Below are 21,969 nucleotides of genomic sequence, written 5' to 3'. Positions count from 1 at the left end.
GGAACCCCTTGTGGTTATGCAGCAACAACCGGCGCCGGTGAGTTCCGGCTCGCGAACCACCCGGCCGATGACCGGCGAGGAGTACGTCGAAAGCCTCCGCGACGGTCGCGAGGTCTTCCTCTACGGCGACAAGGTGGACGACGTCACCACCCACCCGGCGTTTCGCAACTCGGTGCGGATGACCGCCCGCCTCTACGACTCGTTGCACGACCCCGAGCAGCAGCACGTGGTCACAGCACCGACCGACACCGGCAACAACAGCTACACGCACCCCTTCTTCCGAACCCCACGCAGCGGTGCCGACCTGCTGGCCGACCGCGACGCGATCGCGCACTGGGCCAGGATGACCTACGGCTGGATGGGCCGCAGTCCTGACTACAAGGCCGCGTTCCTCGGCACGCTGGGCGCCAACTCCGAGTTCTACGAACCCTTCGCCGACAACGCCCGCCGCTGGTACACCGAATCGCAGGAGAAGGTCCTTTACTGGAACCACGCGATCATCAACCCTCCTGTCGACCGCGATCGCGCGCCCGACGAGGTGAAGGACATCTTCATCCACGTCGAGGAGGAACGCGACGACGGCCTCATCGTCTCCGGAGCAAAGGTGGTGGCCACCGGCTCCGCGATCACCAACTACAACTTCATCGCCCACTACGGCCTTCCCATCAAGAAACGCGAGTTCGCGCTCGTGTGCACGGTGCCGATGGGAGCACCGGGGATGAAACTGATCTGCAGGCATTCCTACGCCCAGAGCGCGTCGACTCCGTTCGACTACCCGCTGTCGTCACGCTTCGACGAGAACGACACCATCTTCATCCTGGACCGGGTAAAGATCCCGTGGGAGAACGTCTTCATCTACGGCGACGCCGAGAAGGCGAGCACCTTCTTCCCCGGTTCCGGCTTCCTGCACCGGTTCACCTTCCACGGCGTGACCCGGCTTGCGGTGAAGCTGGACTTCATCGCGGGGCTGCTCATGAAGGGCGTGGAAGCCACCGGCACCAAGGACTTCCGGGGTATCCAGACGCGCGTCGGCGAGGTGATCGGTTGGCGCAACATGTTCTGGGCCATCTCCGACGCCATGGCGGCGAGCCCTGACGAGTGGATCGACGGCGCGGTGCTGCCGCACCTTGACTACGGGCTGGCCTACCGCTGGTTCATGACGGTCGGCTACCCGCGGGTGCGCGAGATCATCCTGCAGGATCTGGGTTCCGGCCTCATCTACCTGCCCTCGCACGCCGACGATTTCCGGTCCCCCGAGATCCGGCCGTACCTCGATCGCTACGTGCGCGGCTCCAACGGCATGGACGCGATCGAGCGGGTGAAGCTGATGAAGCTCATCTGGGACTCGGTCGGCAGCGAGTTCGGTGGCAGGCACGAACTCTACGAACGCAACTACTCGGGCAACCACGAGGGTGTGCGCGCGGAACTGCTGTTCGCGGCGCAGCAGTCCGGTGCCGCCGATGCCATGAAGGGCTTCGCCGAGCAGTGCATGTCCGAGTACGACCTGGACGGCTGGACCGTCCCCGACCTGATCAACCCCAACAGCAACGGGAGCAAGCGATGACGACCACACAACACTCCCCCACAGCCGCCGCTTCCGGAGCCTCGGCCACAGAGGCGTTCCGCACGGCCCGAGGTGACGGCGAAGGCCAGGTGACCAGCGAGCGGATCGCCGACGTGGTGCAGGCGGTACTCGCGGGCGTGCACGAAGCCATTCGCGCCAAGCAGGTCAGCTACGCCGAGTTCCAGGCCGCCAAGCAGTGGCTGATCGAGGTCGGCGAAGGCGGTGAGTGGCCACTGTTCCTCGACGTGTTCGTCGAGCACGTCGTCGAGGAGGTCACCGCGCAACGCCAGCACGGCACCAAGGGCAGCATCCTCGGCCCGTACTACCTGCCGGACCAGCGCAAGCTGCCATCGGTGGCGACACTGCCGATGCGGCCCGACGAGAAGGGCACCCCGCTGGCGCTGTCCGGGCAGGTTCGCGACCTGGAAGGCAACCCGATTCCAGGCGCCGAACTGGACATCTGGCACGCCGACGACGACGGCTACTACTCCGGATTCGCCCCGCACCTGCCGGAGGGCAACCTGCGCGGTGTCGTCGTGGCCGACGGCGACGGCCGGTTCGAGGTGACCACCGTCAAACCCGCGCCGTACCAGATCCCGACCGACGGCCCTACCGGAAAGCTCATCGAGGCGGCGGGCTGGCACCCGTGGCGCCCCGCCCACCTGCACCTGATCGTGCGGGCGAGCGGTCACCGCCAGATCACCACCCAGCTCTACTTCGAGGGCGGCGAGTGGCTGGAGGACGACGTCGCGCAGGCCACCAAGCCGGAACTGGTGCTGAACCCGCGTCCGGACGGTGAGGGCAAGCTGCGCGCCGAGTACGACTTCGTGCTCGAACCGCACGACTCGTGAGGCCAGGGGCAGCGGGGACGCCCGTCCCCGCTGCCCCGAGTCCTTCCCCGGCATTCCCCCTACCTGAAGAGGAACTCCGTTGCGCGACACCCAGATCGATCGCGTCGAAACCGTGCTGCTCGACATCCCGCTGCACCGCCCGCACCGGTTCGCCCGCACCGGCATGACCGCGCAGCCGATGCTGCTGGTTTTCGTCCGCACGGCGGGCGGAGTGACCGGTGTCGGTGAGGGCGTCGTGCCAGGGGGCCCGTGGTGGGGCGGCGAGTCGGTGGAGACCATGCGGCTGGTCGTCGAACGCTACCTGGCCCCGCTGCTGGTGGGCAGGCAGGTGTCCGACATCGCGACGATCCTGCGCGAGATCGACGACCTGGTGGCAGCCAACCTGTTCGCCAAGGCCGCCGTGGAGGTCGCGCTGCACGACGCGTGGGCGCGCTGCCTGGACACACCGCTGCACACCCTGCTCGGCGGCCCCGCCAGGCGCTCGATTCCTGTCACCTGGGCGCTTGGCACCGAGCCGGCGGCCGCCGTCGCGGAGGAGGCACTGTCCAGGCTGGAAGCGGGACTCAACCACAGCTTCAAGCTCAAGATGGGGGCTCAGGACCCGGCCGACGACGTCGCGCGGGTTCGTGCGGTCACGGAGAAACTCGCGGGCACCGTCGGTGTGCGGGTGGACCTCAACGCCCGCTGGGACCTGCTCACGTCACTGACCTACCTGCCCAGGTTGGCCGAGGCGGGGGTCGAACTCGTCGAGCAACCGGTTCCCGGTGGCGAGATCGAGGCCCTCGCCGAGATCAACCGCGCGCTGCCGATCCCGGTGATGGCGGACGAGAGCCTGCGCACGCCTCGAGACGCGCTGCGGCTTTCCCGGCTGCGCGCCGCCGACGTGTTCTCGTTGAAAACCACGAAGTCCGGCGGACTGCGGGCGACAAGGGCTATCGCCGAGATCGCCGCCGCGGCCGGAGTTCCCTGCCACGGCGGCACCTCGATCGAAGGCCCTGTCGGTACGGCCGCATCGCTGCACCTCGCGTGCGCGGCGCCCGCCGTGACGTGGGGCAGCGAGCTGTTCGGGCCGTTGCTGATGAACGCCGACCTGATCACCACGCCACTGCGGTACGAACGTGGCGAGCTGCACCTGCCGGATGGGCCCGGCCTGGGTGTGGAGCTGGACCCGGCCGCGGTCAAGGCCTTCACGAGGAGCTGAGCACCGTGCTGTTCCATGTCCGGATGGATGTCGCGATCCCCCACGACCTCGACCCGGGTCGGCGTGCGGAGCTGATCGCCACGGAGAAGGCCCGCGCGCTGGAGTTGCAGCGAGCGGGCAGTTGGGTGCACCTGTGGCGGGTGGTCGGGCAGTACAGCAACATCAGTGTGTTCGACGTGGACTCCGCCGACGAACTGCACCAGATACTGTGGAGCCTGCCGCTGTTTCCGTTCATGACCGTCACCGTGACAGCGCTGACCACACACCCCTCTTCGTTGTCCGAAGCGGACGGATAGTTCGCGGAATCAGCGTTCGGCTCCGGCCTCGAGGTAGCGTTTGAGGCCGCGCCACACCCTGCGCTCGGTGCGCAGCCCGGCGCAGGCGAGTACCGGACCGGCCATGGCGAGCAGGCCATGTGGTCGCATGTCCCATCGCCAGCGTGCCAGCGTGCCGCCGTGGGCCTGCCGCAGCGTCAGCTCTCCCTTGATGTCCATGCTCGCCGAGTGGATCGTCGAGGTCAGCAGCCGTGGCCGGTCGTAACCGGTGAGCCGCACGGTCATCGTGCCCTCGCGTCCCAGCGTTCTCGCGGTACTGGCGAACCGGCTGCCCACGCCCACCGGTCCCTCGGTGAGCTTGTCCACGCCGACGATCCGGGGGTTGTACCTTGGCTCGTTTCGAGGGTCGGCCAGCACGTCGAACACCTCGGCGGGTGGCCGGTCGATGAAGATCTCGCCCTGGATTGTCGCCATCGGCTGGTTCCCTTCGCGCGTCGGCCGGGTGACCTGCGGTGCCCGACGCTACGAGCCGGGACGGGGCGGGCACAGGGCCGTTGGGCCCGCCCTTTCCGGCCTCAGCCGAGCAGCGCCACCACCACGAACATCATGGGAAGGCTCAGCACGGTGGTGGCCAGCGCCGAGTCGCGGGCCAGGCTCACCCCCTGGTCGAAGCGCACCGCGTACCCGAAGACGTTCTGCGCCGTGGGCAGCGCCGCGCACACCACCACAGCGAGCAGGCGCTCACCCGCCATTCCCAGCCACAACCCGAGCAGCAGCGCGAGCAGCGGGTGTAGGAGGTTCTTGAGCAGCACCACGGCGGCCAGCGAAGGGCGCAGGTCACGCTGCCTGCCCGGCAGCGCGGCCGCGTGCAGTGAGATACCGAACGCCAGCAGCATCCCCGGCACCGCGAAATCGGCGAGCAGTTCCACCGGGGCGAGCACGGGCCCCGGCACCACGATCCCGGTCGCCGACACCACCAACCCGGCCGCCGTGGCCAGCGCGAGCGGGTTGCGGGCGGGTGCGGTGAGTGTGCGCAGCAGCGGCGGCCTGGCGCCGGTGGCGCGCTCGGACTGTACGTCGAGCACGGTGGTGAACACCGGGGTGAGCACGGCCAGCTGGAACAGCAGCACCGGCGCAACCACCGTGGCGTCGCCGAACACGTAGGTCACCACCGGCAGCCCGAGATTGCCCGCGTTGACGTAGCCGCTGGCCATCGCACCGATCGTCACCTCGCCGGGCGGGCGCCTGCGCAGCAGCCCGACGGGCACGTAGAGCAGGCACGCCAGTGAGCTGGTCACGGCGGTGACCACGAGGTCGCCCGACAGCACGGCAGCCACGTCCGCCCTGGACAGCGTCACGAACAGCAGCGCGGGGCTGGCCACGAAGAAGGCCGCCCTCGACAGCACCTGCGTGGCCGAAGGACCGAGTACTCCGAGCCTGCCGACGAGGTAGCCGACCGCGATCACAACCCCGATCGCGAGGAAACCCTCGACGACGCCGTTCACTTCACCGTCACCAGCGACACCGTAGAGCTGTGCCGTGCGACACATGCCTGCGGCCCGCTCCGGCTAACGAGACGCCACGAACACCAGTTCGCTTCCCGGCCGGTCCGGCGCGTCACGCACCTGCTCGACCCTGAAGCCCGCCGCCGCGAGGTCGGCCTCCACTTCGGTGCGGTCCCGGAACCGCAGGGTGGAGTCCGAGGTCAGCACCCGCGAACCGGGTTCGAACACGAACGTCCAGCGAAAGGACACCAGTGGCGGGCTCACATCGAGCAACTCCACCCAACTGTCCACCGTGCCCCCGCCCGGTAGCTCGGTGCTGCGTCGAGAAGCCGCCCGATTCCACTTCGACCACGCCCGAGCGGCCGGATCTCGTGTCTCGAACACCAGCCTGCCTCCTGGTCGCAGCGAACCATGGATCGCACGAAGCGTGGCCTGCCATGCGTTCGGCTCGACGATCGCCTGCGCGACGTTGGCCGTCATCGTCGCGAGGTCGAATCCCGGACCGCGAAGGGCTCCCAGCGCTGTCGCGTCACCGTGAATCCAACGCACCCTGTGGGCACCCAACTTGTCGCGCGCCACGTCGAGCGAAGCAGCCGCCGGGTCAAGTGCGGTCATCTCGAGCCCACGTTCGGCGAGCAGCAGGGCGAACGTCCCCGTCCCGCAACCGACGTCAACCACTCTGCCCGCGCCGAACTCCGCGGTCATCGCCGCGTACCAGTCCAGATCTTCCCGATTGGGGTCAAGCACGTCGTAGAGCGCGGCCAGTCTCGGGTCTTCGAAGAGCGGGTCGGGCACGCGGCAGTATAGGCATGCAGGCACGCTCAGGCGCGGCCACCCGCAGTGCGGAGGGGAACATTCCCGGCCCCCAGCATGTCGGCGAGCCTCTCGTCCTCGCCGAGTTCCGCGGCGGCACTCATGGGACGAGCACGCGGCGGCCGTGGCCGCTTCGGGGGGTGTCCATCGCCCTCCCGGGTAACCGCTGCGGCCGAAGCTACACCCGACGGACCGACCAACGGCTGCTCGCGTCGCGTGCTGCCCTATCTGGTCTCGAACGCCGACATCATCGCCATGTCCTCGTGTTCGAGGTTGTGGCAGTGCAGCAGGTAAGTCCCTCGGTAGCGCTCGAACCGCACCGCGACATCGACGTACTCGGCGGGCCGTAGGTCAACGGTGTCCTTCCAGCCTGTGTCGAAGGGCCCCGGCGGTCGGCCGTTGCGGCGCAGGACCTGGAACGGCGAAAGGTGGATGTGCACCGGGTGATGCAGGTCGGAGTACAGCCGCCAGACCTCGGCCCTTCCGAGTCGGGGCCTGGCATCCATCCGCTCGGGGTCGAACGGCCTGCCATTGATCGTCCAACCGCGACCGCCGCCGACGTCACCCCTGCTGAACACCCACTCCCGCCTCGGCGCCGCCGCACCTGGCCGCAGCGGCTCGATCTCGGTGAGCCTGCGCGGGAGCACACTGTCGTCGGCGGCTCTGCGGGAAACCACGAATCGCATGACTTCCGAGGTTGGCCCGGCTCCGAGTTCGTTGGTCAGCACCACCTCGGTGCCCACCGGGTAGCGGGCGAAGTCGACCACCACCTCGAACCGTTCCGCCGGTGCGATGTCGAGTCGGTCGTGCGGCAGCGGCGCCGGCAACAGTCCGGCGTCCGAGGCGATCTGCACGAACCCGCCGCCACCACGCGGGGCGGGACGCAGGGCCAGCCGGTACCGCCGCGCGTTGGAGGCGTTCAGCAGCCGCAGCCGGTACCGCGCGGCGTCCACCTCAAGCGTGGGCCATGGCGCACCGTTCACCAGCACGACGTCTCCGAGCACTCCCTCCATGTGGTCGTGGTGCACCCCTGGCGTGTCGCGCAGGTTCGGATCGATCGACGGGTACAGCAGTGAGCCGTCCTCGGCGAACGCCCGGTCGCAGATCAGCAGTGGAATGTCGCGTTCGGAGTGCGGCAGGTCGAGCCGGTCGCCGACGTCGTCGTGGACGAGATGGAACCCGGCGAGTCCGCGCCACACCTGCGGTGCGGTGAAGTCCATCCGATGGTCGTGGTACCACAGTGTCGCGGCAGGCTGATCGAGCGGGTACTCGTAGGTGCGGCTGCCCTGGCCGCTGTCCCCCGCCATGGCGCCGCCGTGCCGGACGCGCCGGGCGTGGTCGTCGACCGGGTATACGAGGTCCACCGGGTAGCCGTCGTGCTCGGCCGGGGTGTGCCCGCCGTGCAGGTGTACGACGGTGGGCACCGGCAGTTCGTTGCGGTGGGTCACGATCGTGGTGCGCCCGGACCGCGAGACGATGGTGGGGCCGGGGAAGCTGCCGTCGTAGCCGAAGATGGCTGTCCGGTAGCCGGGCACGATTTCCACCTCGCTCACCCGCTGCGTGATCTCGTAGTGGTCTTCCCCCGCCGTCGACCGCACCGGTCGCTTCACCGGCGGAACGGGCAGCGGGACCGCGAACTTCTCCGGCAGCGCGATCCTGCTGCGCAACAACTCCGCGGTCTGGCCTGCCGTCCCGGCGCAGCCCCCCACGCCTGCCGCCAGCGCACCGGCTCCACCGAGCAACCCCAGAAAACCCCGTCGTGACAGGCTCATCGCATGCTCCTGGAGGACCGTGGGTCACGCGCCGCCGGGCGGTACACCCATGCGCAGGCCAGCAACGAGATGATGACGACCAGCACACCGAGCGGGATGTGCACCGCCAGCGCCCTGCTGTAACCCATACCGATCTGTAGCCCCGTCACGATGAACTGCGCTGTGGTGAACAGCAACGGCAGCACGGAGCCGCTACCGGCGAGCCAGTACAGCAGTGCGGCGACTCCCTGCAGCAGCAACAGGGATTGCACGATCGTCGCGTTGGTGCCGTGGTAACCGAGGAAGTCGAACTCGCCGGTCAGGTACACGCCCGCGAGTACGGGTTGGGCCAGCACCGCCACGGCGCCGAGGGTGACCGTGCCCCTCAGCAACCACAGCGTCTGGCGTGGGCCGGTCCGCGCCGGCTCGCTGGTCGTTGTCACGCGGTCGAGGCTATGTGTAGGCACGCTACCTATGGCTCAGGGATCACCCTGAGATATCCCGGACTGTTCCCTGGGTTTCCCGTGCGGAAGGAAGTCGTTGGACGTAGCCTTTCTACCTGTGAATCCCGACGCCATCCGAGGGCACCTCGACGGCATGCTGCTGGCGGTACTCGAGGAGGGACCGCTGCACGGTTACGGAATCATCGAGGCCCTTTACCGGCGCAGCGGCGCGGCACTGGACCTGCCCACCGGCACTGTGTACCCCGCCCTGCGCAGGCTGGAGCGTGCCCGCTGGATCGACGGGTCATGGAGCACCGTCGGCGGGAGAAGGCGTAGGACGTACACGCTCAGTCGTGCGGGCAGGCGGGAACTCGCCCGGCGGCGGTCGGAGTGGATCAGGTTCAGTGGAGTCGTCGGCAGCGTGCTGGGAGGTGTGACGTGAACGGTTGCCCGGTCGGCGAGGCTGTCGAGACGCTGCGGGGATCGCTGCGGGGACCTGGGCGGGCCCGTGAGGACCTGGTTCGCGAGGTGGCCGACGGCCTGCACGATGCCGTAGACGCCTACCTCGACGCAGGGTTCGACGACAACGAGGCCCGCCGCAGGGCCCTCTCGGACTTCGGTGATCTCCGGCTGGTCGCGCGGCAGTTGCAGGTCGAGTTGACCGCCGGGTACGGGCGGCGCACGGCCGCGCGGATGGCACTGGCATTCCCGGGGTTGATGCTGCTGTGGGACGCGGTCTGGCTGGCTGACCCGGTGACCACGGCCCGGCAGGCACCACTGGTGTCCTGGCTGGCGACCCTGGTCGACGTGCTTTCCGTGGGTTCGGCGTTGGGTTGCGTCCTCGCCGCGATATGGCTCAGCCGGGACGCGCGTCGCGGCGTGCCCGTCGATCGCGTGACCAGAACCGTCGGGCTACTCGGGCTGTGCACCCTGGTCGGCACGGGCACCGGCAGCCTGCTGCTCAACCTGCTGGGCGACGCCACGGCGGGCCAGGCGTACGGCACTCCGCTCGCGTGGGCGGTGCTGGTCACCACCTGCTGCGTGGCGGGCTGGGTGGTGGTGAGCGTGCGCCGCTGCTTCGCACTCGGCCGCGTCAGCCACCGCCCGGCGCTTGGTTCGATCGCCTAGCACGAGCGGTCAACGCGGCGGAACGTAGCGCACGCGCTACGCGCCCGCCCGGTGACTGCGGGCCGACCCGCCTGCGCAACGTGGTGGGGAACAGCTCGAACAACAACGCCGTTCGCCCCGTGTCGGGGTCGGGCGCGAAGACCACCCTCGCGGTGCCGATGCCGTAGTTCTCCAGATCGATACGGAAGGCGTAGGGGTCGTTCTCGTCGTCGGGATGCAGCGTGAATCCCCGGTAGGCGGCAGGAACGGGGCTGAGCAGCCGCACAGTCAGCGCGCCGCGCCGGACGAACACCTCGGCCCCGGCACCGAACATGGATCGCGCCCGCAGGTCGGTGAGTGGTGCGGGGAAGGGATAGCGGCCACACAGCTCACCCCACAGATCCGGGCGCTGCGCGACGTCGGTGCGGACGCGTTCTTCGCGCGCACCGATCAGGTCGCCGAGCAGCCGTCCCACCTCGGCGGGTAGCCACAGCATCGCCTGCCGTGCCCCATTGGTGAACGCCAGCACGCCGACGCCGTCGTCCGGCGCGAGAAAGATGTCGGAATTGAAGCCGGGCAGGATGCCCTCGTGCTCCACAGCTACGTGGCCGCCGAGGTCGAAGCGGGAGAACGCCAGTCCCATGCCGGGAATCCGGGGGTCGGGCTGGTACTGCGGCTGGAACATCGTCGCAAGCGTGACTGGACTCAGCACCCGGCCGTGCTGGTTCGCGCCGCCGCCGAGCAGTGCGGCCAGATACCGGGCCATGTCCCTGGGGCTGGAGTAGATCGACGAGGCGGCGGCGGCGATCCACTGCCGGTCGGTGACGGGCTTCGGGCCGCGCCTGCCGATGGTGTACCCCGTCGCCAGGTGCGGTCGAATCCGGTCAGAGCGCAGCAGGTCGGTACTGGTCATGCCGAGCGGTTGGAACACGTGCTCGTGAAAGTAGCTGTCCAGCCGTTGCCCGCTGACGTCCTCGACGAGCTGGCCGAGCGTGGCGAAGTTGTGGTCGGTGTAGGTGAACCCGCTGCCCGGCCGCGCCACCAGCCGAAGCCCGCCCCGGTAGTAGTCGGCGAGCGTGGGAAGCGGCTGGGTGAGGGCGACGCTCTCACCGAAGACGTACTTCAGCGACCGCGAGGCGTGCACCGTCTCCGGGACGCCGGAGGTGTGGGTGAGCAGGTGCCGCACGGTGGCGGGTGGCCAATCGGACGAGGGCGACACCAGCCGGAATCCGCGCAGGTAGTCGTTGGCGGGCGTGTCGAGATCGACCAGCCCTCGCTCGGCCAACTGCAGCACCGCGACGGCGGTGAAGGTCTTGGTGATGGAGGCGACGCGAAAGACGGTGTCCTGGGTGATCGGCGCACCGGAGGCGATGTCCGCGGTCCCGTGTCCGTGGAAGAACTCGAGGTCGCCGTCGCGCACCACCCCCACGGCAAACCCCACGGTGGGCCTGCGGTTCAGCAGCTCACCGACCGCCATCGTCAGCTCCGTTTGGTTGGGCTGCGGCATAGGACTGAGCCTGCCCGGCCGCGAGCCAGCGGTGAGGAGGCGGGCGGCCCACCCCCGGTGGGTCGAACGTCCCGCCCCCGGCCGCGGGTGCCCATCGGTCCTCGCCGGATGCCGTGGCCCCACACGGCTCTGTGGCGGCGGGTCTCGCGCGGGTTGCCTCCGCACCAGGGCGCCACGAATTCGCTTGGCCACACCGTCGGTTCTCGTTTCGGGATCGAACGTTGGCGGGCGCGCGCCCGCCAACGGATGCCCGATGTGCGTGCAGTGCGTTGCGCCGAGGCGCCCTGCCGGGGTCGACGTGAGCCGGCGGGAAGTACCACGGTCGGCCGTTGATCATTCGTGCTTCCCAGTCGCTGTGGTGCAGCAGGCGATGATGCGGCCCGCAGAGCAGGGTCAGGTTGTCCAGCGAGGTCGGCCCGCCGTCGATCCAGTGCCTGACGTGGTGGGCCTGGCACCATTTGGCCTTGCGGTCACAGGTGGGGAAGGTGCAACCTGCGTCCCGGAGAACGAGCGCCCGGCGCACGGCCCGAGGCACGGTGCGGGTGGTGCGCCCGACATCGAGTGGTTCCCCCTTCGTGCCGAGCACCACGGGGGCGACGTTGCTGTCACATGCCATCCGGCGGAGCTGCGCCGAGGGCAGTTCCAGGTAGCCGTCCACCAAGCCACGCCCGGCACCCTGCTTCAGCTCGGCCAAGCCGACGGACACGAGCAGCGTCACCGGCTCACCGGCCTCGCCGGGAGCCTCAGGGGAGCGTGCCGCGAGCCGAACGACCTCGGCCAGCGCGTCGCCGTAACGCCGCGCACGGCCGCGAGTGTCCGGCCCGGCCTCGTCCGTGCGCGGCACGGCCAACGGGGACAGCAAGTTCGTCAACAACGCACCGCTTTCACTGTCCAGGTCGAACGAGCCACTCACCCCACCGTCAGGACGCTGCCGCACCTCCAGCCTGCGCATCGGCTTCTCCAGGAGGTCCTCGCGGGGGCGGTCGCCGTCCGGGTCGAGCCGCGCGCTGATCTCGCGCCCCAGCCGGGCCAGGAGGCCGGGCCGGGTTGTCGTGGCCGCCTCGCACAGGATGCGCTCCGCTTCCGCCCTTTCCTGCACTGTCGCCGAGGGCGGCAGCGCTTCCACCGCCCCCCGGATCGCCTCGACGTGTTCCGGACCGATCGCACCCGCCGCGAGTTCGTCGACCACCCTCGGCAGTGATGCGTCCACCGCCGCCCCGGACGGGGCGACACCGGAACTCAGTGCCCTGGCATGCGCCACCATCCGGCGCGCGTCGGCCGGGTTCAGCGCGAACATCTCGCGAACCAACCCACCGACACCCCGATGGCCGTGTTCACCGGCCAGGCCCCGGGCCTCGATCTCAGCGACCGCGCGCAACTGTTCGGCATAGGCGCGACGCCGAGTCGACTCGCGCTCCCGCAGAAACGCCAGCAACTCCGCGTCCGTCAGCCGGGTCAGGGCCTCACCATCCGTCACGACTCCATTATGGCACTTCATTCGAACATCAGTTCGAACCCGATCGCGTGAACTCGCGCTCCGGTTCGGGGGCACTGCCCCGCGTCCGCAGCCAGCTGGCCGTCACCGCCACCGCCAGAATCGCACCGACGACCGCAAGGGACAGCGTCGTCGGGATCTTGTAGACCTCCAGCAGCAACAGCTTCGCGCCGACCCAGACCAGCACAACGGCCAAGCCGAGCTTCAGGTACACGAAGCGGTACATCAGATCGGCGAGCAGGAAGTACAGCGCGCGTAATCCCAGCACCGCGAAGGCGTTGGACGAGAAGACAAGGAACGGTTCGCGGGTGACCGCGAAGATGGCCGGAATGGAGTCCACGGCGAACACGATGTCGGTGACCTCCACCAGCACCAGCACGGCGAGCAGCGGCGTTGCCGCCCACCGACCTGCGCGCCGCACCAGGAATCGCTGCCCCTCGTAGGTATCGGTGATCGGCACGAAGCGGCGAAACATCCGCAGCGCGACGCTACGCCGGGGGTCGATCGTCTCGTCCCGGTGACGGGCCATGCGCACACCGGTTATCACGAGGAACGCCCCGAAAACGTAAAGAATCCAGGCGAAGCTCGCGATCAGCACCGAACCGGCCGCGATGAACGCCCCGCGAAACACCAGTGCGCCGAGTACCCCGTAGAACAGCACCCGGTGCTGGTACTCACGTGGCACGGCGAAGTAGGAGAAGATGATCGCGAACACGAAAACGTTGTCCACGGCGAGCGACTTCTCGATCACGTATCCGGCGTAGTACTGCGCGCCGAACTCCGCACCCCAGACCTGCCACACGACCCCGCCGAACGCGACGCCGAGCGCGACCCACACCACCGACCACACCGCGGCCTCCCGCACGCCCACGACATGGGCCTTTCGGTGCGCGAAGAGGTCGACGGCCAGCATCAGCAACAGCACACCGATTACGGCGGCCCATGCCCACCAGGCGACAGCCATGACGGTCCCTCCGGTTGTCGAACCGGAGGTCTCCCCGCGCCGGTGTGGCGAGGCCATGCGCGACGCGGCCGAGCCCGGGCGCCGACGAGGCGGACCGTACTGACGGACCCGGCCGGGTGGGTACTCCCCTCCCCCACCAGAATGACGAATTCGAGTTCGCCTGTCAATCGGGTCGCTCGCGACCACGAAGACCGCCGTCGGCTATCGTCTGGCACATGGCGCGGACCCCGGCCTCGCCCCGGCGCGGCGGCTCCAACGGCACGTGGACGTTCCTCAGCAACCACGCACACGTGCTCATCTGCCTGTCGCGCGACCCGCACCAGACCATCCCCTCGATCGCCGAACAGGTCGGGATCACACCCAGGGCCGTACAACTGATCCTCGCCGACCTCATCGAGGGCGGCTACGTGGAACGCACCAGGGTCGGCCGCCGCAACCACTACCACGTCAACCCCGAAGGCCACCTGCGCCACCCGCTGGAGGCCGAGCACAGCGTCGGTGACCTGATCACCGCGCTCGGCCCCGGTAACACCGCGGCACCGGGCGGGTAGGGGCCCCTACTCGCCCGCCGCCTCCAGCAGGATGTCCACCGCCTCGTCGTTGCGCGCGGTCTCCTGCTCGATCCGCTCGTCGGGCGGGTAGAACCCGTCGAGCCCGCCACCACTTCGCGGATACATCTCGAAGGTGTAGCTCCAGATCTTGTGCTCCCCCCACATCCAGTCGTTCACCGAACCGTCGGTGATGTAAAGATCGCTGGACTGCTGCGGGCTGTACCCGTTGCTCGCCGCCATTCGCCTGCCGAGGTCGGCGAAGCGCCGCGCCTCCTGCTCGGTCATGCCCTCGGCGGTGTCGGCGTAGGTGTAGCCGTAGGGCCACAGCACCAGCTCGGAGTAACTGTGGAAATCGATGTGCGCCTTGAGCTGCTGGCTGCCGCCTACCACACGCGAGTTCACGAAGTCGGCGACGGCGGCGGTCTCCGGTGCGGAGAACGGCGAGGGCCCCCGGTAGGTGTCCGACCCCGGGTTACCACTGGAACCGCCACAGCAGCCCCACCGGTAGTCCCAGTTGCGGTTCAGATCCGTGCCCGAGCCCTGCCGGTTCTTACGCCAGCCGTGGTACTGACCTCCGGAGATGTCGTACTCGGCGCCATCAGGGTTGACGCTGGGGATCACGTAGATCTCCCGCGAGTCCACCAGGGCGGTGACGGTCTCGTCGGTGCCGTATCCGTTGGTGAAGCGCTGCACGATCCGCAGGCACATCTCCGTGGTCAGGTGCTCGCGGGCGTGCTGGTTGCAGGTGAACAGCACTTCGGGCTCGTCCTCGTCCTGTGCCACGTTGTCGCTGATCTTCAACAGGTGCAGCGCGCGGCCCTCGTAGGAGGTGCCGACGCCGGACAACCGCGCCACATCGGGGTGTTCGTTCCGCGTCGCCTCCAACTCCGCGGTCACCTCGGCGTAGGTGTGATAGCCCTCGTCGCCCGCGGGGAAGTCGGCCGCGGCACGCGGCGCGGGATTGCGCTCGGCCAGCGAGGCGTCGAGGTCCGCGGTGAGTCGTGGCTGGAATCCCAGCGTGCGCAGCGACTCGGCCTGCCCGGTGTCTGCGACGATCGTCACCGTGCCGTCGCGCACGCCGAGCACATCGACACCGGTGGCGGCGATCGCGGTGCGCTGTGTGGGTGTGGCCGCGCCGATCTCGTACACGGCACGGTCGTCCGACTGTGCTGCTGTAGCTGTCGTCTTCGGTGCGGCGCTGGTCGGTGCGGCGGCGGCCAGCAACAGCACAAGCCCTGAGGCCGCGACGAGTATCCGGCGTGTGATCCCCATGGTGACAGGCTGCGCAGGTGTGCGGCTGACAACAACCCGCCGAAAGTCGCGAAAAACCTCCCACCTGCCGGCGTCACTGGTATGGACCCCCACCCCATGGGCCCTTGTACCCCCGTGACGGGGACTTTGCGGCCCTTACCGGTGCGGCCGCATTGGCTCGATCATCTTCGACATGACGCGCACGATGATCACTGTGCTCTCGGTGCTTTCGGTGGCCTCACTGGCACTCGCCGGATGTGTCGGCCCTGAACAGGCCGCACCGCCTGCTCCCACCGCGACCACATCCGCCACGGTCCCCGCGACCACGACCACAACGCCCACAACGCCCACAACGTCGACATCGACGACCAGGCCACCGGCCCAGCCCCGGGTACCGACCCCTCCCGCACAGTGGTCCACCCGCGAGGTGTCCGCACCGTTCACAGGGAAGGTTCCGCCAACGCCGACGCTGGTGGGCATCCGCGTCGGCGCGCATCCGGCCAACGGCTTCGACCGGGTGGCGCTGGACTTTCGCGGAATGCCCGGCTACCGGGCGCGTTACGAGAACACTGTCACCCGCGACGGGTCCGGGCAGCGGGTACGCCTTCCCGGCAGCGCCTACCTGCAACTGGTGTTCAACCCGGCGCAGGCACACGACGAGCAGGGTGAGTCCACGCTGACCTCACCGCCGGTGAACCCGATGCGGGTCGGCTACGACGAACTCGTCTCCTACGTCCTCAACGGCGACTACGAGGGCTACGTCTCGCTCGCGCTGGGGCTGGCCGAGCGTAACGGGTTCGTCGTCCGGCACTTCCAGCGCGCCAACGGATTGCACACCGTCTACATCGACATCGCGCGCGGCTGAATCGCGCCTGCCCGGTGCCAGCGTCGCGCCGCCCGGGCAGCGGTCCGGGCGGCGCGACGGGTAACGCGGGCAGGTCCGGTTCAGTTCCGCAACTTGAGGATGAACAACCCGCGATCCATGCTGCTGACGCCGATCACGTCCCGCTTGAAGTACGGGAAGTTGCTCCACGTACCGCCCTCGAACGATGCGTTGTCGTTCTCGGGGTACAGGTCGAAGTAGCCGACCTCCTTCAGTTCACCCTGAGCCACCCTGCCGGTGTGGTAGACGCGAAGGCCCGAGGTGTAGTTGGACGCGTAGGCGAGACCGCGTTCGGTGTAGATGTTGTGGTCGATCGAGGTGGTTTCGTTGTCGAACGACCCGATGTGCCTCGGATTGTCCAGATCGGACATATCCCAGATCCGGGTCCTGGTGTTGTTGCCGTGGTCGAGCTCGTCGAGCTCGTCACCGTGCAAGAAGTACCGCTGGTCCGGGGTGAGCCAGCCCTGGTGGCTGTAACCGTTGTCGGCGTACGATACCCGCGCGATCGCGACCGGTGCAGCCTTGTCGGTCACGTCCACGATGGACACGAAGTTCCCGTCGGCCGCCGCGTTGGAGTTGAAGCAGATCTCACGCCCGGCGTAGTCCTCGTCCGGACCCGCGTAGGTCACGCACTGCGTGTCGTGGATGTAGCCGTGGTCGGAATAGCATCCAGCTGGTACCGGCGCGGTCGGCTGTGAGATGTTCACCATGTGCAACCCGCCCTCGCACGTGCTGGTGCCAACGGCGTAGGCGACACCGGCTTCGGTGTCGATGTTGATGTTGTGTGCGTTGCCGAATCCGGCGTAGTGCGCGTCTTCGGTGTAGGTACCCCGCTCGTGTCGCAGCCGGGTCAGGTCGAAGACCTGCATGCCGTGCGGTTTCTGTTCTGACACCACGAACGCGTGGTTGTCGTACACCTTGATGTCACGCCAGTAGGGACGGTCGGGATCGAGCACGTGAGCCGGCAGCGTTCCCACCACGCGAGCGTCGGTGGGCCTGCTGATGTCCACGAACACCGTTCCCTCGGTACCGCCGACGATGGCGTAGTCCTTGCCGGTCGACGGGTCGGTCCAGCCCCACATGTCGTTGGCGAAGCTGAGCCCGAGATCCTCGAGCCAGAGGTGGTCGAGCATGTCGATGTCGTCGCAGGCGTAGGTGTCGGCCGCCGTCCCGTTGACACACTTCGCCCGGCCTTGCGGGGCGGCGTCAAGTTCGGCTTGCCGTTCCGCCTGTGTGGGCGGTTCGACCTCGTCGAACGACTGCTCGTGCGCCCATGCGAATGGCGCCCCGAGGGCCGCCGCCGCCAGCAGCGCGATAGTCGCGGTAGCGATCTTCGCTCTCATGTCTCCTCCGGTTTCTCCGCGATTCGCGGGTTCCTCCCGAATTCGCGCGTCCCGATACCCAAACCCGTGACGAGCGTCACCACAATCGGCTATTCGGACGAACGTCGCCCCGGAGGAGTCGAGGTGGTGGACGAGGAGGAGACGGGAAGGGAGACGACGGAGCCGAGCACGAAGTCCACCAGCTCGCCCGCGTAGTCGGCCAGCCGCGCCCCGACCTCGTCGCGAAGGTGGTCGGGTGTGGCCAGCACGTGGTTGAGGCAGCCACCGCAGATCGCGTCCAGCAGCAGGGTCACGCTGGCGTCCTCACGCAACTCTGCCCTGGCGATGCCACGCCGCACGATCGCCCGCGCCGCGAGCACCTGCGACTCGCGCAGCCGCTCCAGCGTGTGCGAAACACCGGGAATGCGGCCCGCTTCCAGCATCAGTCGCACGGTGGCACGGCCGGAGATACCGAAGTAGGACTTCAGCATCTGCTCGGCGAGCCGCACGAGGTCGTGCCGCACCGAGCCGGTGTCGATGTCGGAGACCCGGCCGACCAGGGCCGCCAGCGCGCTGGAAAGCAGCGCCTCCTTGTTTGGCCAGCGCAGGTAGATCGATGCCTTGCCGACGCCCGCCCTGCGGGCCACCGCGTCGACGGTGAAGCTGCCCCAGCCGCTCTCGCCGAAGACCTCCGCCGCGGCACGGAGCACTCGCCGGTCCACCCCGGGATCACGTGGACGGCCGAGATTGGAGGTGTCCGCCGCCGTCACCCGAGGATTACTCGCCATACCCGCAGCTCGCCAAACCCGCCCGACACGTGATCAAGCGCTCGTTGAACGGTCGTCCACACGACGTTATCGTGTGGCCATTGTTTCAGACGAAATCCGTCTAGAAAAGTCGGTGAGCAATGGCGACTGATCCCTGCGCCAGGGACGTCTCGCGGATCACTGTGCTCGGCACGCTGCAGCGCGCGGCGTGGCAGCGCAAGACGCTGCCACCCGTCGAACGACTGCGTGGCGGCATCTGGTCCGTTCCCGTGCCGATCCCTGACAACCCGCTGCGCTACACGCTCAGCTACCTCGTCCCCAGTGCCGACGGCCTCGTCGTCGTCGACCCGGGCTGGGACGCCGAGGAAGGCTGGCAGACGCTGCTCACCGGACTCGAACACGCCGGCGCCTCGGTCACTGACATCACCGGCATCGTGGCCACCCACGTCCATCCGGACCACCACGGCCTTTCGACGAAGCTGCGCGAGCAGTCCGGTGCGTGGATCGCCATGCACCCGGCCGAGCGGGACACGCTTCCGCAGCGCCTGGCCGCATCCGAACGCGAACACCGCGACGGCACCGCCGACTGGTTGCGGGTGCTCGGCGCGGCCGAGACCGACATCGCGCAACTGCTGGGCACCCTCGGCTCCGAGTCCGACCCCAGAGGCAAGGCGATGGCCGAACCGGACGTGCTGCTCGAAGACGGCGAGCTGGCCCCCGTCAAGGGCCGCAGGCTGCGCGCCGTGTGGACGCCCGGCCACACCCCCGGACACCTGTGCCTACAGGAGCCGGACGCGCGGGTGCTGCTGACCGGCGACCACGTGCTGCCGCGCATCACACCGAACATCGGCATGCACCCCGCGTCCACCGACGCACCGCTTCGCCGCTTCCTGGAGTCGCTGGACCGCACGGCCGACTACGACGACCACGACGCGCTGCCCGCCCACGAGTACCGGTTCCGCGGCATAGCGGCGCGGGCGCGGCAACTACGCCTGCACCACGCGCAGCGCTGCGCCGAGATCCTGGAGGTCGTCGACGGCCTCGTCGAACCGACGCTGTGGCAGGTCGCCGAGCAGCTGACCTGGTCCCGCCCGTGGGCCGACATCGGGATGATGCGGTTCGGCGCGATCGCGGAGACCACCGCGCACCTGGACTACCTGGTCGGGCTCGGTGATATCGCCTGGCTGCCGCCCGACACCACGACGACCACCCTCCGCGTTCGGCGTACCCGCGCCGCCGACTCGACGCACAGGAGCACAGCATGACCGGCACCGAACTCGACCCGAGCACGCCCGTCGTTGTCGGCGCCGGCCAGTTCAGCGAGCGGATCGGCGAGCCGGGCTACAAGGGACTGTCCGCTGTGGACCTTGCCGCGCAGGCGGTGCGGGCGGCGCTGCGCGACGCCGGTGCGGACGAGGGTGCGCTCGCCGGTGCGGTCGACACCGTGGCGGGCATCCGGCAGTTCGAGAACTCCAGCCCGGTCGCGAGCGCACCGCTTGGCCGGTCGGACAACTACCCGCGCTCCGTCGCCAACCGAGTCGGCGCCTCCCCCGCGAGGGCCGTCCTCGAGGTGTCCGGCGGGCAGGGGCCGCAACACCTGATCACCGAACTGGCCGCCACCATCGCGGCGGGCGGCAGTGAGGTCGCGCTGGCGTTCGGGTCCGAGGCGATCTCCACCGTGCAGCACCTGGCAAGCGCCGACGACAAGCCCGACTTCACCGAGCACGTCGATGCAAGCCTGGAAGATCGCGGCTTCGGCCTGCAAGGCCTCATCACCCGCGAGCAACTGGACCACGGCCTGGCCGACGTGCCCGCGCAGTACGCGCTTTTCGAGAACGCCAGGCGGGCGCGGCTGAAGCTGTCGCGGGAGGACTACGCCATCGCGATGGGCGAGTTGTTCGCCCCGTTCACCAAGGTCGCCGCCACGAACCCGCACGCGGCGGCGCCCTTCGAGCACGACGCACGGGAACTGGCCACGCCGTCGGAGTCCAACCGGCCGATCGTGGACCCCTACCCGCGATACCTGGTGGCGCGGGAGAAGGTGAACCAGGCCGCGGCCGTGCTGGTGATGTCGGTGGGGGCCGCGGAGCGACTCGGCGTGCCTCGGGCGAACTGGGTGTTCCTGCATGGGCACGCCGACACGCGCGAGCGCCCGCTGTTCGAGCGAGAGGATCTCAGCAGGGCGCCCGCCGCCGTGCTGGCAGTGGAACACGCGCTGCGGACCGCGGGCATCACCGTCGCCGACCTGGACAGCATCGACCTGTACAGCTGCTTCCCGATCGCGGTGTTCGCCGTCTGCGACGGGCTGGGACTGGCCACCGACGACCCACGCGGCCTGACCGTCACGGGTGGCCTTCCGTTCTTCGGCGGTCCGGGCAACAACTACTCCATGCACGCCATCGCCGAGACCGTGTCGCGGCTGCGGCAGCGGCCGGGCGGCTACGGCCTCGTCGGGGCCAACGGCGGCATGCTCAGCAAGTACTCCGTCGGCGTGTACTCCACGACGCCGGTCAACTGGCGTGCGGACACCAGTGCCGAGATCCAGGCCGAGATCGACTCCTGGCCCGCTCCCGGCCACGCCCCGCAGGCCGACGGTTGGGCCACCATCGAGACCTACACCGTCAAGTACGGCCGTGACGGCAAGCGCACCGCGGTGGTGGTCGGCAGGCTTGAGGCCGACGGGCGTCGCTTCGTCGCCACCAATCACAGCGAGGACGAGGAGCTCCTCGACCGGCTGGTTACGGGCGAGCCGATCGGCACGCGGGTCTACGCGCGTTCCTTCGGGTTCGGCAACCGTGTCACCACCACGGCCGAGCGGATGGACGAGCTGTTCCCGCCGAGGCCCAAGGTACTGCGGGAGCGGTACGAGTTCGTCGAGGTCCGCAGGGACGGGCACGTACTGGAGATCACCATCAACCGGCCGGAGTCCCGCAACAGCCTGCACCCACCGGCCAATCAGGAACTGGACGAGATCTTCGACGCCTACTTCGCCGACGACGAGCTGTGGGTGGCGATCCTCACCGGTGCAGGGGACAAGGCGTTCAGCGCGGGCAACGACCTGATGTACTCCGCCTCCGGCAAGCAGTTGTGGGTGCCCAAGAACGGCTTCGCGGGGCTGACCAGCAGGCGCCAGATGCACAAGCCGGTGATCGCCGCGGTGAACGGCTTCGCCATGGGAGGCGGCCTGGAGATCGCGCTGGCCTGCCATCTCGTCGTCGCCGACGAGACCGCGCAGTTAGCGCTCAGCGAGGTGCGTGTGGGCCTCATCGCGGGCGCCGGTGGTCTGATCAGGCTACCGAGGACCGTGCCGCCCAAGGTGGCGAGCGAGATGATCCTCACCGGCAAGCGGATCAGCGCGCAGCAGGCACAGCACTGGGGACTGGTCAACCGGGTCGTCGAGCAGGGCACCGCGCTGCGGGCGGCGAGAGAGCTCGCCGCGGAGATCCTGGAGGGCTCCCCCACCTCGGTGCGGGCTTCGCTGCAGGTCATGGAACAGACCCAGGGCATACCTGACGTCATCGACGCGGTCACCCACCCGACCAGCGCGATGGACGACCTGCTCGTCAGCGCGGACACCATCGAAGGCATCACCGCGTTCGCGCAGAAGCGACCTCCGGTGTGGCGCAACCGGTGACGGCTGCCGCGCCCCGACCCGCCTGGTAGGTTGCTCCCGCGCGTCCGGAATGTCCGGACCGCCGCTTCGGCAGACGAGAGGACCT

Annotated in this window: 21 protein-coding genes; 10 read left to right on the top strand and 11 right to left on the bottom strand. The window is 68.9% G+C overall.

All coding sequences use genetic code 11. The features are described from left to right. The first annotated feature begins 16 nt into the window (after positions 1-16). From FHU38_RS11670 to catC, 4 genes are all read left to right on the top strand, one after another. The gene (locus FHU38_RS11670; RefSeq protein WP_167170114.1) at positions 17-1,564 is read left to right on the top strand and encodes a 4-hydroxyphenylacetate 3-hydroxylase family protein; all 1,548 of its coding nucleotides are present in this window, start codon (positions 17-19) and stop codon (positions 1,562-1,564) included. Then, entirely contained in the window at positions 1,561-2,415 is an 855-nt protein-coding gene (gene catA / locus FHU38_RS11665; protein WP_167170111.1) for a catechol 1,2-dioxygenase, read from the top strand. The genes FHU38_RS11670 and catA overlap by 4 nt, the downstream gene beginning before the upstream one ends. A gap of 79 nt (positions 2,416-2,494) precedes the next feature. Further along, positions 2,495-3,616: a muconate/chloromuconate family cycloisomerase gene (locus tag FHU38_RS11660; protein ID WP_167170108.1), complete on the top strand. Its 1,122-nt coding sequence runs from the start codon at positions 2,495-2,497 to the stop codon at positions 3,614-3,616. Between the two features lie 5 nt (positions 3,617-3,621). Next, positions 3,622-3,912 (top strand): muconolactone Delta-isomerase, encoded by a 291-nt coding sequence (gene catC, locus FHU38_RS11655; RefSeq protein ID WP_167170105.1) that lies wholly within the window; start codon positions 3,622-3,624, stop codon positions 3,910-3,912. Positions 3,913-3,921: 9 nt separating this feature from the next. Here the strand turns inward: catC and FHU38_RS11650 are convergent, their stop codons facing one another. The 5 genes from FHU38_RS11650 to FHU38_RS11630 all read right to left on the bottom strand — a co-directional run bounded on the left by FHU38_RS11650 (position 3,922) and on the right by FHU38_RS11630 (position 8,403). Then, positions 3,922-4,365: an SRPBCC family protein gene (locus FHU38_RS11650; RefSeq protein WP_167170102.1), complete on the bottom strand. Its 444-nt coding sequence runs from the start codon at positions 4,363-4,365 to the stop codon at positions 3,922-3,924. Between the two features lie 101 nt (positions 4,366-4,466). Beyond that, positions 4,467-5,396, bottom strand: coding sequence for an AEC family transporter (locus tag FHU38_RS11645; RefSeq protein ID WP_167170099.1), 930 nt, complete (start codon positions 5,394-5,396; stop codon positions 4,467-4,469). Between the two features lie 63 nt (positions 5,397-5,459). After that, the gene (locus FHU38_RS11640) at positions 5,460-6,191 is read right to left on the bottom strand and encodes a class I SAM-dependent methyltransferase (RefSeq protein ID WP_167170096.1); all 732 of its coding nucleotides are present in this window, start codon (positions 6,189-6,191) and stop codon (positions 5,460-5,462) included. 242 nt (positions 6,192-6,433) lie between these two features. Further along, positions 6,434-7,981 (bottom strand): multicopper oxidase family protein, encoded by a 1,548-nt coding sequence (locus FHU38_RS11635; RefSeq protein ID WP_167170094.1) that lies wholly within the window; start codon positions 7,979-7,981, stop codon positions 6,434-6,436. Next, positions 7,978-8,403 (bottom strand): hypothetical protein, encoded by a 426-nt coding sequence (locus FHU38_RS11630; protein ID WP_167170091.1) that lies wholly within the window; start codon positions 8,401-8,403, stop codon positions 7,978-7,980. The genes FHU38_RS11635 and FHU38_RS11630 overlap by 4 nt, the downstream gene beginning before the upstream one ends. Positions 8,404-8,521: 118 nt before the next feature. Here FHU38_RS11630 and FHU38_RS11625 point away from each other — a divergent pair, with 118 nt between their 5' ends. Together FHU38_RS11625 and FHU38_RS11620 are read left to right on the top strand one after the other, a co-directional pair. Continuing rightward, on the top strand, positions 8,522-8,845 hold the full coding sequence (locus tag FHU38_RS11625; protein ID WP_167170088.1) for a PadR family transcriptional regulator: 324 nt from the start codon (positions 8,522-8,524) through the stop codon (positions 8,843-8,845). Continuing rightward, a complete protein-coding gene (locus tag FHU38_RS11620; RefSeq protein ID WP_167170084.1) occupies positions 8,842-9,531 on the top strand; it encodes a permease prefix domain 1-containing protein in 690 nt (229 codons plus the stop codon). The genes FHU38_RS11625 and FHU38_RS11620 overlap by 4 nt, the downstream gene beginning before the upstream one ends. On the opposite strand, the gene FHU38_RS11615 is transcribed toward FHU38_RS11620, so the two are convergent. The 3 genes from FHU38_RS11615 to FHU38_RS11605 are packed head-to-tail and all read right to left on the bottom strand — an operon-like array spanning position 9,497 to position 13,476. Further along, on the bottom strand, positions 9,497-10,987 hold the full coding sequence (locus FHU38_RS11615) for a serine hydrolase domain-containing protein (RefSeq protein ID WP_208415639.1): 1,491 nt from the start codon (positions 10,985-10,987) through the stop codon (positions 9,497-9,499). The genes FHU38_RS11620 and FHU38_RS11615 overlap by 35 nt on opposite strands. Further along, a complete protein-coding gene (locus FHU38_RS11610; protein WP_167170078.1) occupies positions 10,974-12,494 on the bottom strand; it encodes an HNH endonuclease signature motif containing protein in 1,521 nt (506 codons plus the stop codon). The genes FHU38_RS11615 and FHU38_RS11610 overlap by 14 nt, the downstream gene beginning before the upstream one ends. A gap of 28 nt (positions 12,495-12,522) precedes the next feature. Beyond that, complete coding sequence (locus FHU38_RS11605; RefSeq protein ID WP_167170075.1) at positions 12,523-13,476, bottom strand: TerC family protein; 954 nt, start codon at positions 13,474-13,476, stop codon at positions 12,523-12,525. A gap of 215 nt (positions 13,477-13,691) precedes the next feature. On the opposite strand from FHU38_RS11605, the gene FHU38_RS11600 reads away from it, so the two are divergent. Then, positions 13,692-14,027 carry a helix-turn-helix transcriptional regulator gene (locus FHU38_RS11600; protein WP_167170072.1) on the top strand — a complete coding sequence of 112 codons (336 nt, stop codon included), beginning with the start codon at positions 13,692-13,694 and terminating at the stop codon, positions 14,025-14,027. Positions 14,028-14,033: 6 nt separating this feature from the next. On the opposite strand, the gene FHU38_RS11595 is transcribed toward FHU38_RS11600, so the two are convergent. Next, positions 14,034-15,299, bottom strand: a complete 1,266-nt coding sequence (locus FHU38_RS11595; protein ID WP_167170069.1) for a M14 family metallopeptidase — start codon at positions 15,297-15,299, stop codon at positions 14,034-14,036. 172 nt (positions 15,300-15,471) lie between these two features. On the opposite strand from FHU38_RS11595, the gene FHU38_RS11590 reads away from it, so the two are divergent. Beyond that, complete coding sequence (locus FHU38_RS11590) at positions 15,472-16,143, top strand: AMIN-like domain-containing (lipo)protein (RefSeq protein WP_167170066.1); 672 nt, start codon at positions 15,472-15,474, stop codon at positions 16,141-16,143. A gap of 80 nt (positions 16,144-16,223) precedes the next feature. On the opposite strand, the gene FHU38_RS11585 is transcribed toward FHU38_RS11590, so the two are convergent. Beyond that, positions 16,224-17,504, bottom strand: a complete 1,281-nt coding sequence (locus FHU38_RS11585) for a choice-of-anchor B family protein (RefSeq protein WP_167170063.1) — start codon at positions 17,502-17,504, stop codon at positions 16,224-16,226. Between the two features lie 89 nt (positions 17,505-17,593). After that, positions 17,594-18,271 (bottom strand): TetR/AcrR family transcriptional regulator, encoded by a 678-nt coding sequence (locus FHU38_RS11580; RefSeq protein ID WP_167170061.1) that lies wholly within the window; start codon positions 18,269-18,271, stop codon positions 17,594-17,596. Positions 18,272-18,390: 119 nt separating this feature from the next. Between FHU38_RS11580 and FHU38_RS11575 the strand changes: the two genes are divergently transcribed. Both FHU38_RS11575 and FHU38_RS11570 read left to right on the top strand, forming a co-directional pair. Further along, complete coding sequence (locus FHU38_RS11575) at positions 18,391-19,515, top strand: MBL fold metallo-hydrolase (RefSeq protein ID WP_167170058.1); 1,125 nt, start codon at positions 18,391-18,393, stop codon at positions 19,513-19,515. Next, complete coding sequence (locus tag FHU38_RS11570) at positions 19,512-21,884, top strand: acetyl-CoA acetyltransferase (RefSeq protein WP_167170055.1); 2,373 nt, start codon at positions 19,512-19,514, stop codon at positions 21,882-21,884. The genes FHU38_RS11575 and FHU38_RS11570 overlap by 4 nt, the downstream gene beginning before the upstream one ends. Positions 21,885-21,969: the final 85 nt, after the last annotated feature.

It is taken from the genome of Saccharomonospora amisosensis (genome assembly GCF_011761185.1).
In the GTDB taxonomy this organism is placed as follows: Bacteria; Actinomycetota; Actinomycetes; order Mycobacteriales; family Pseudonocardiaceae; genus Saccharomonospora_A; species Saccharomonospora_A amisosensis.
The sequence above is the reverse complement of the archived record's forward strand: the minus strand, read 5'-3'. Positions and strand labels throughout refer to the sequence as shown.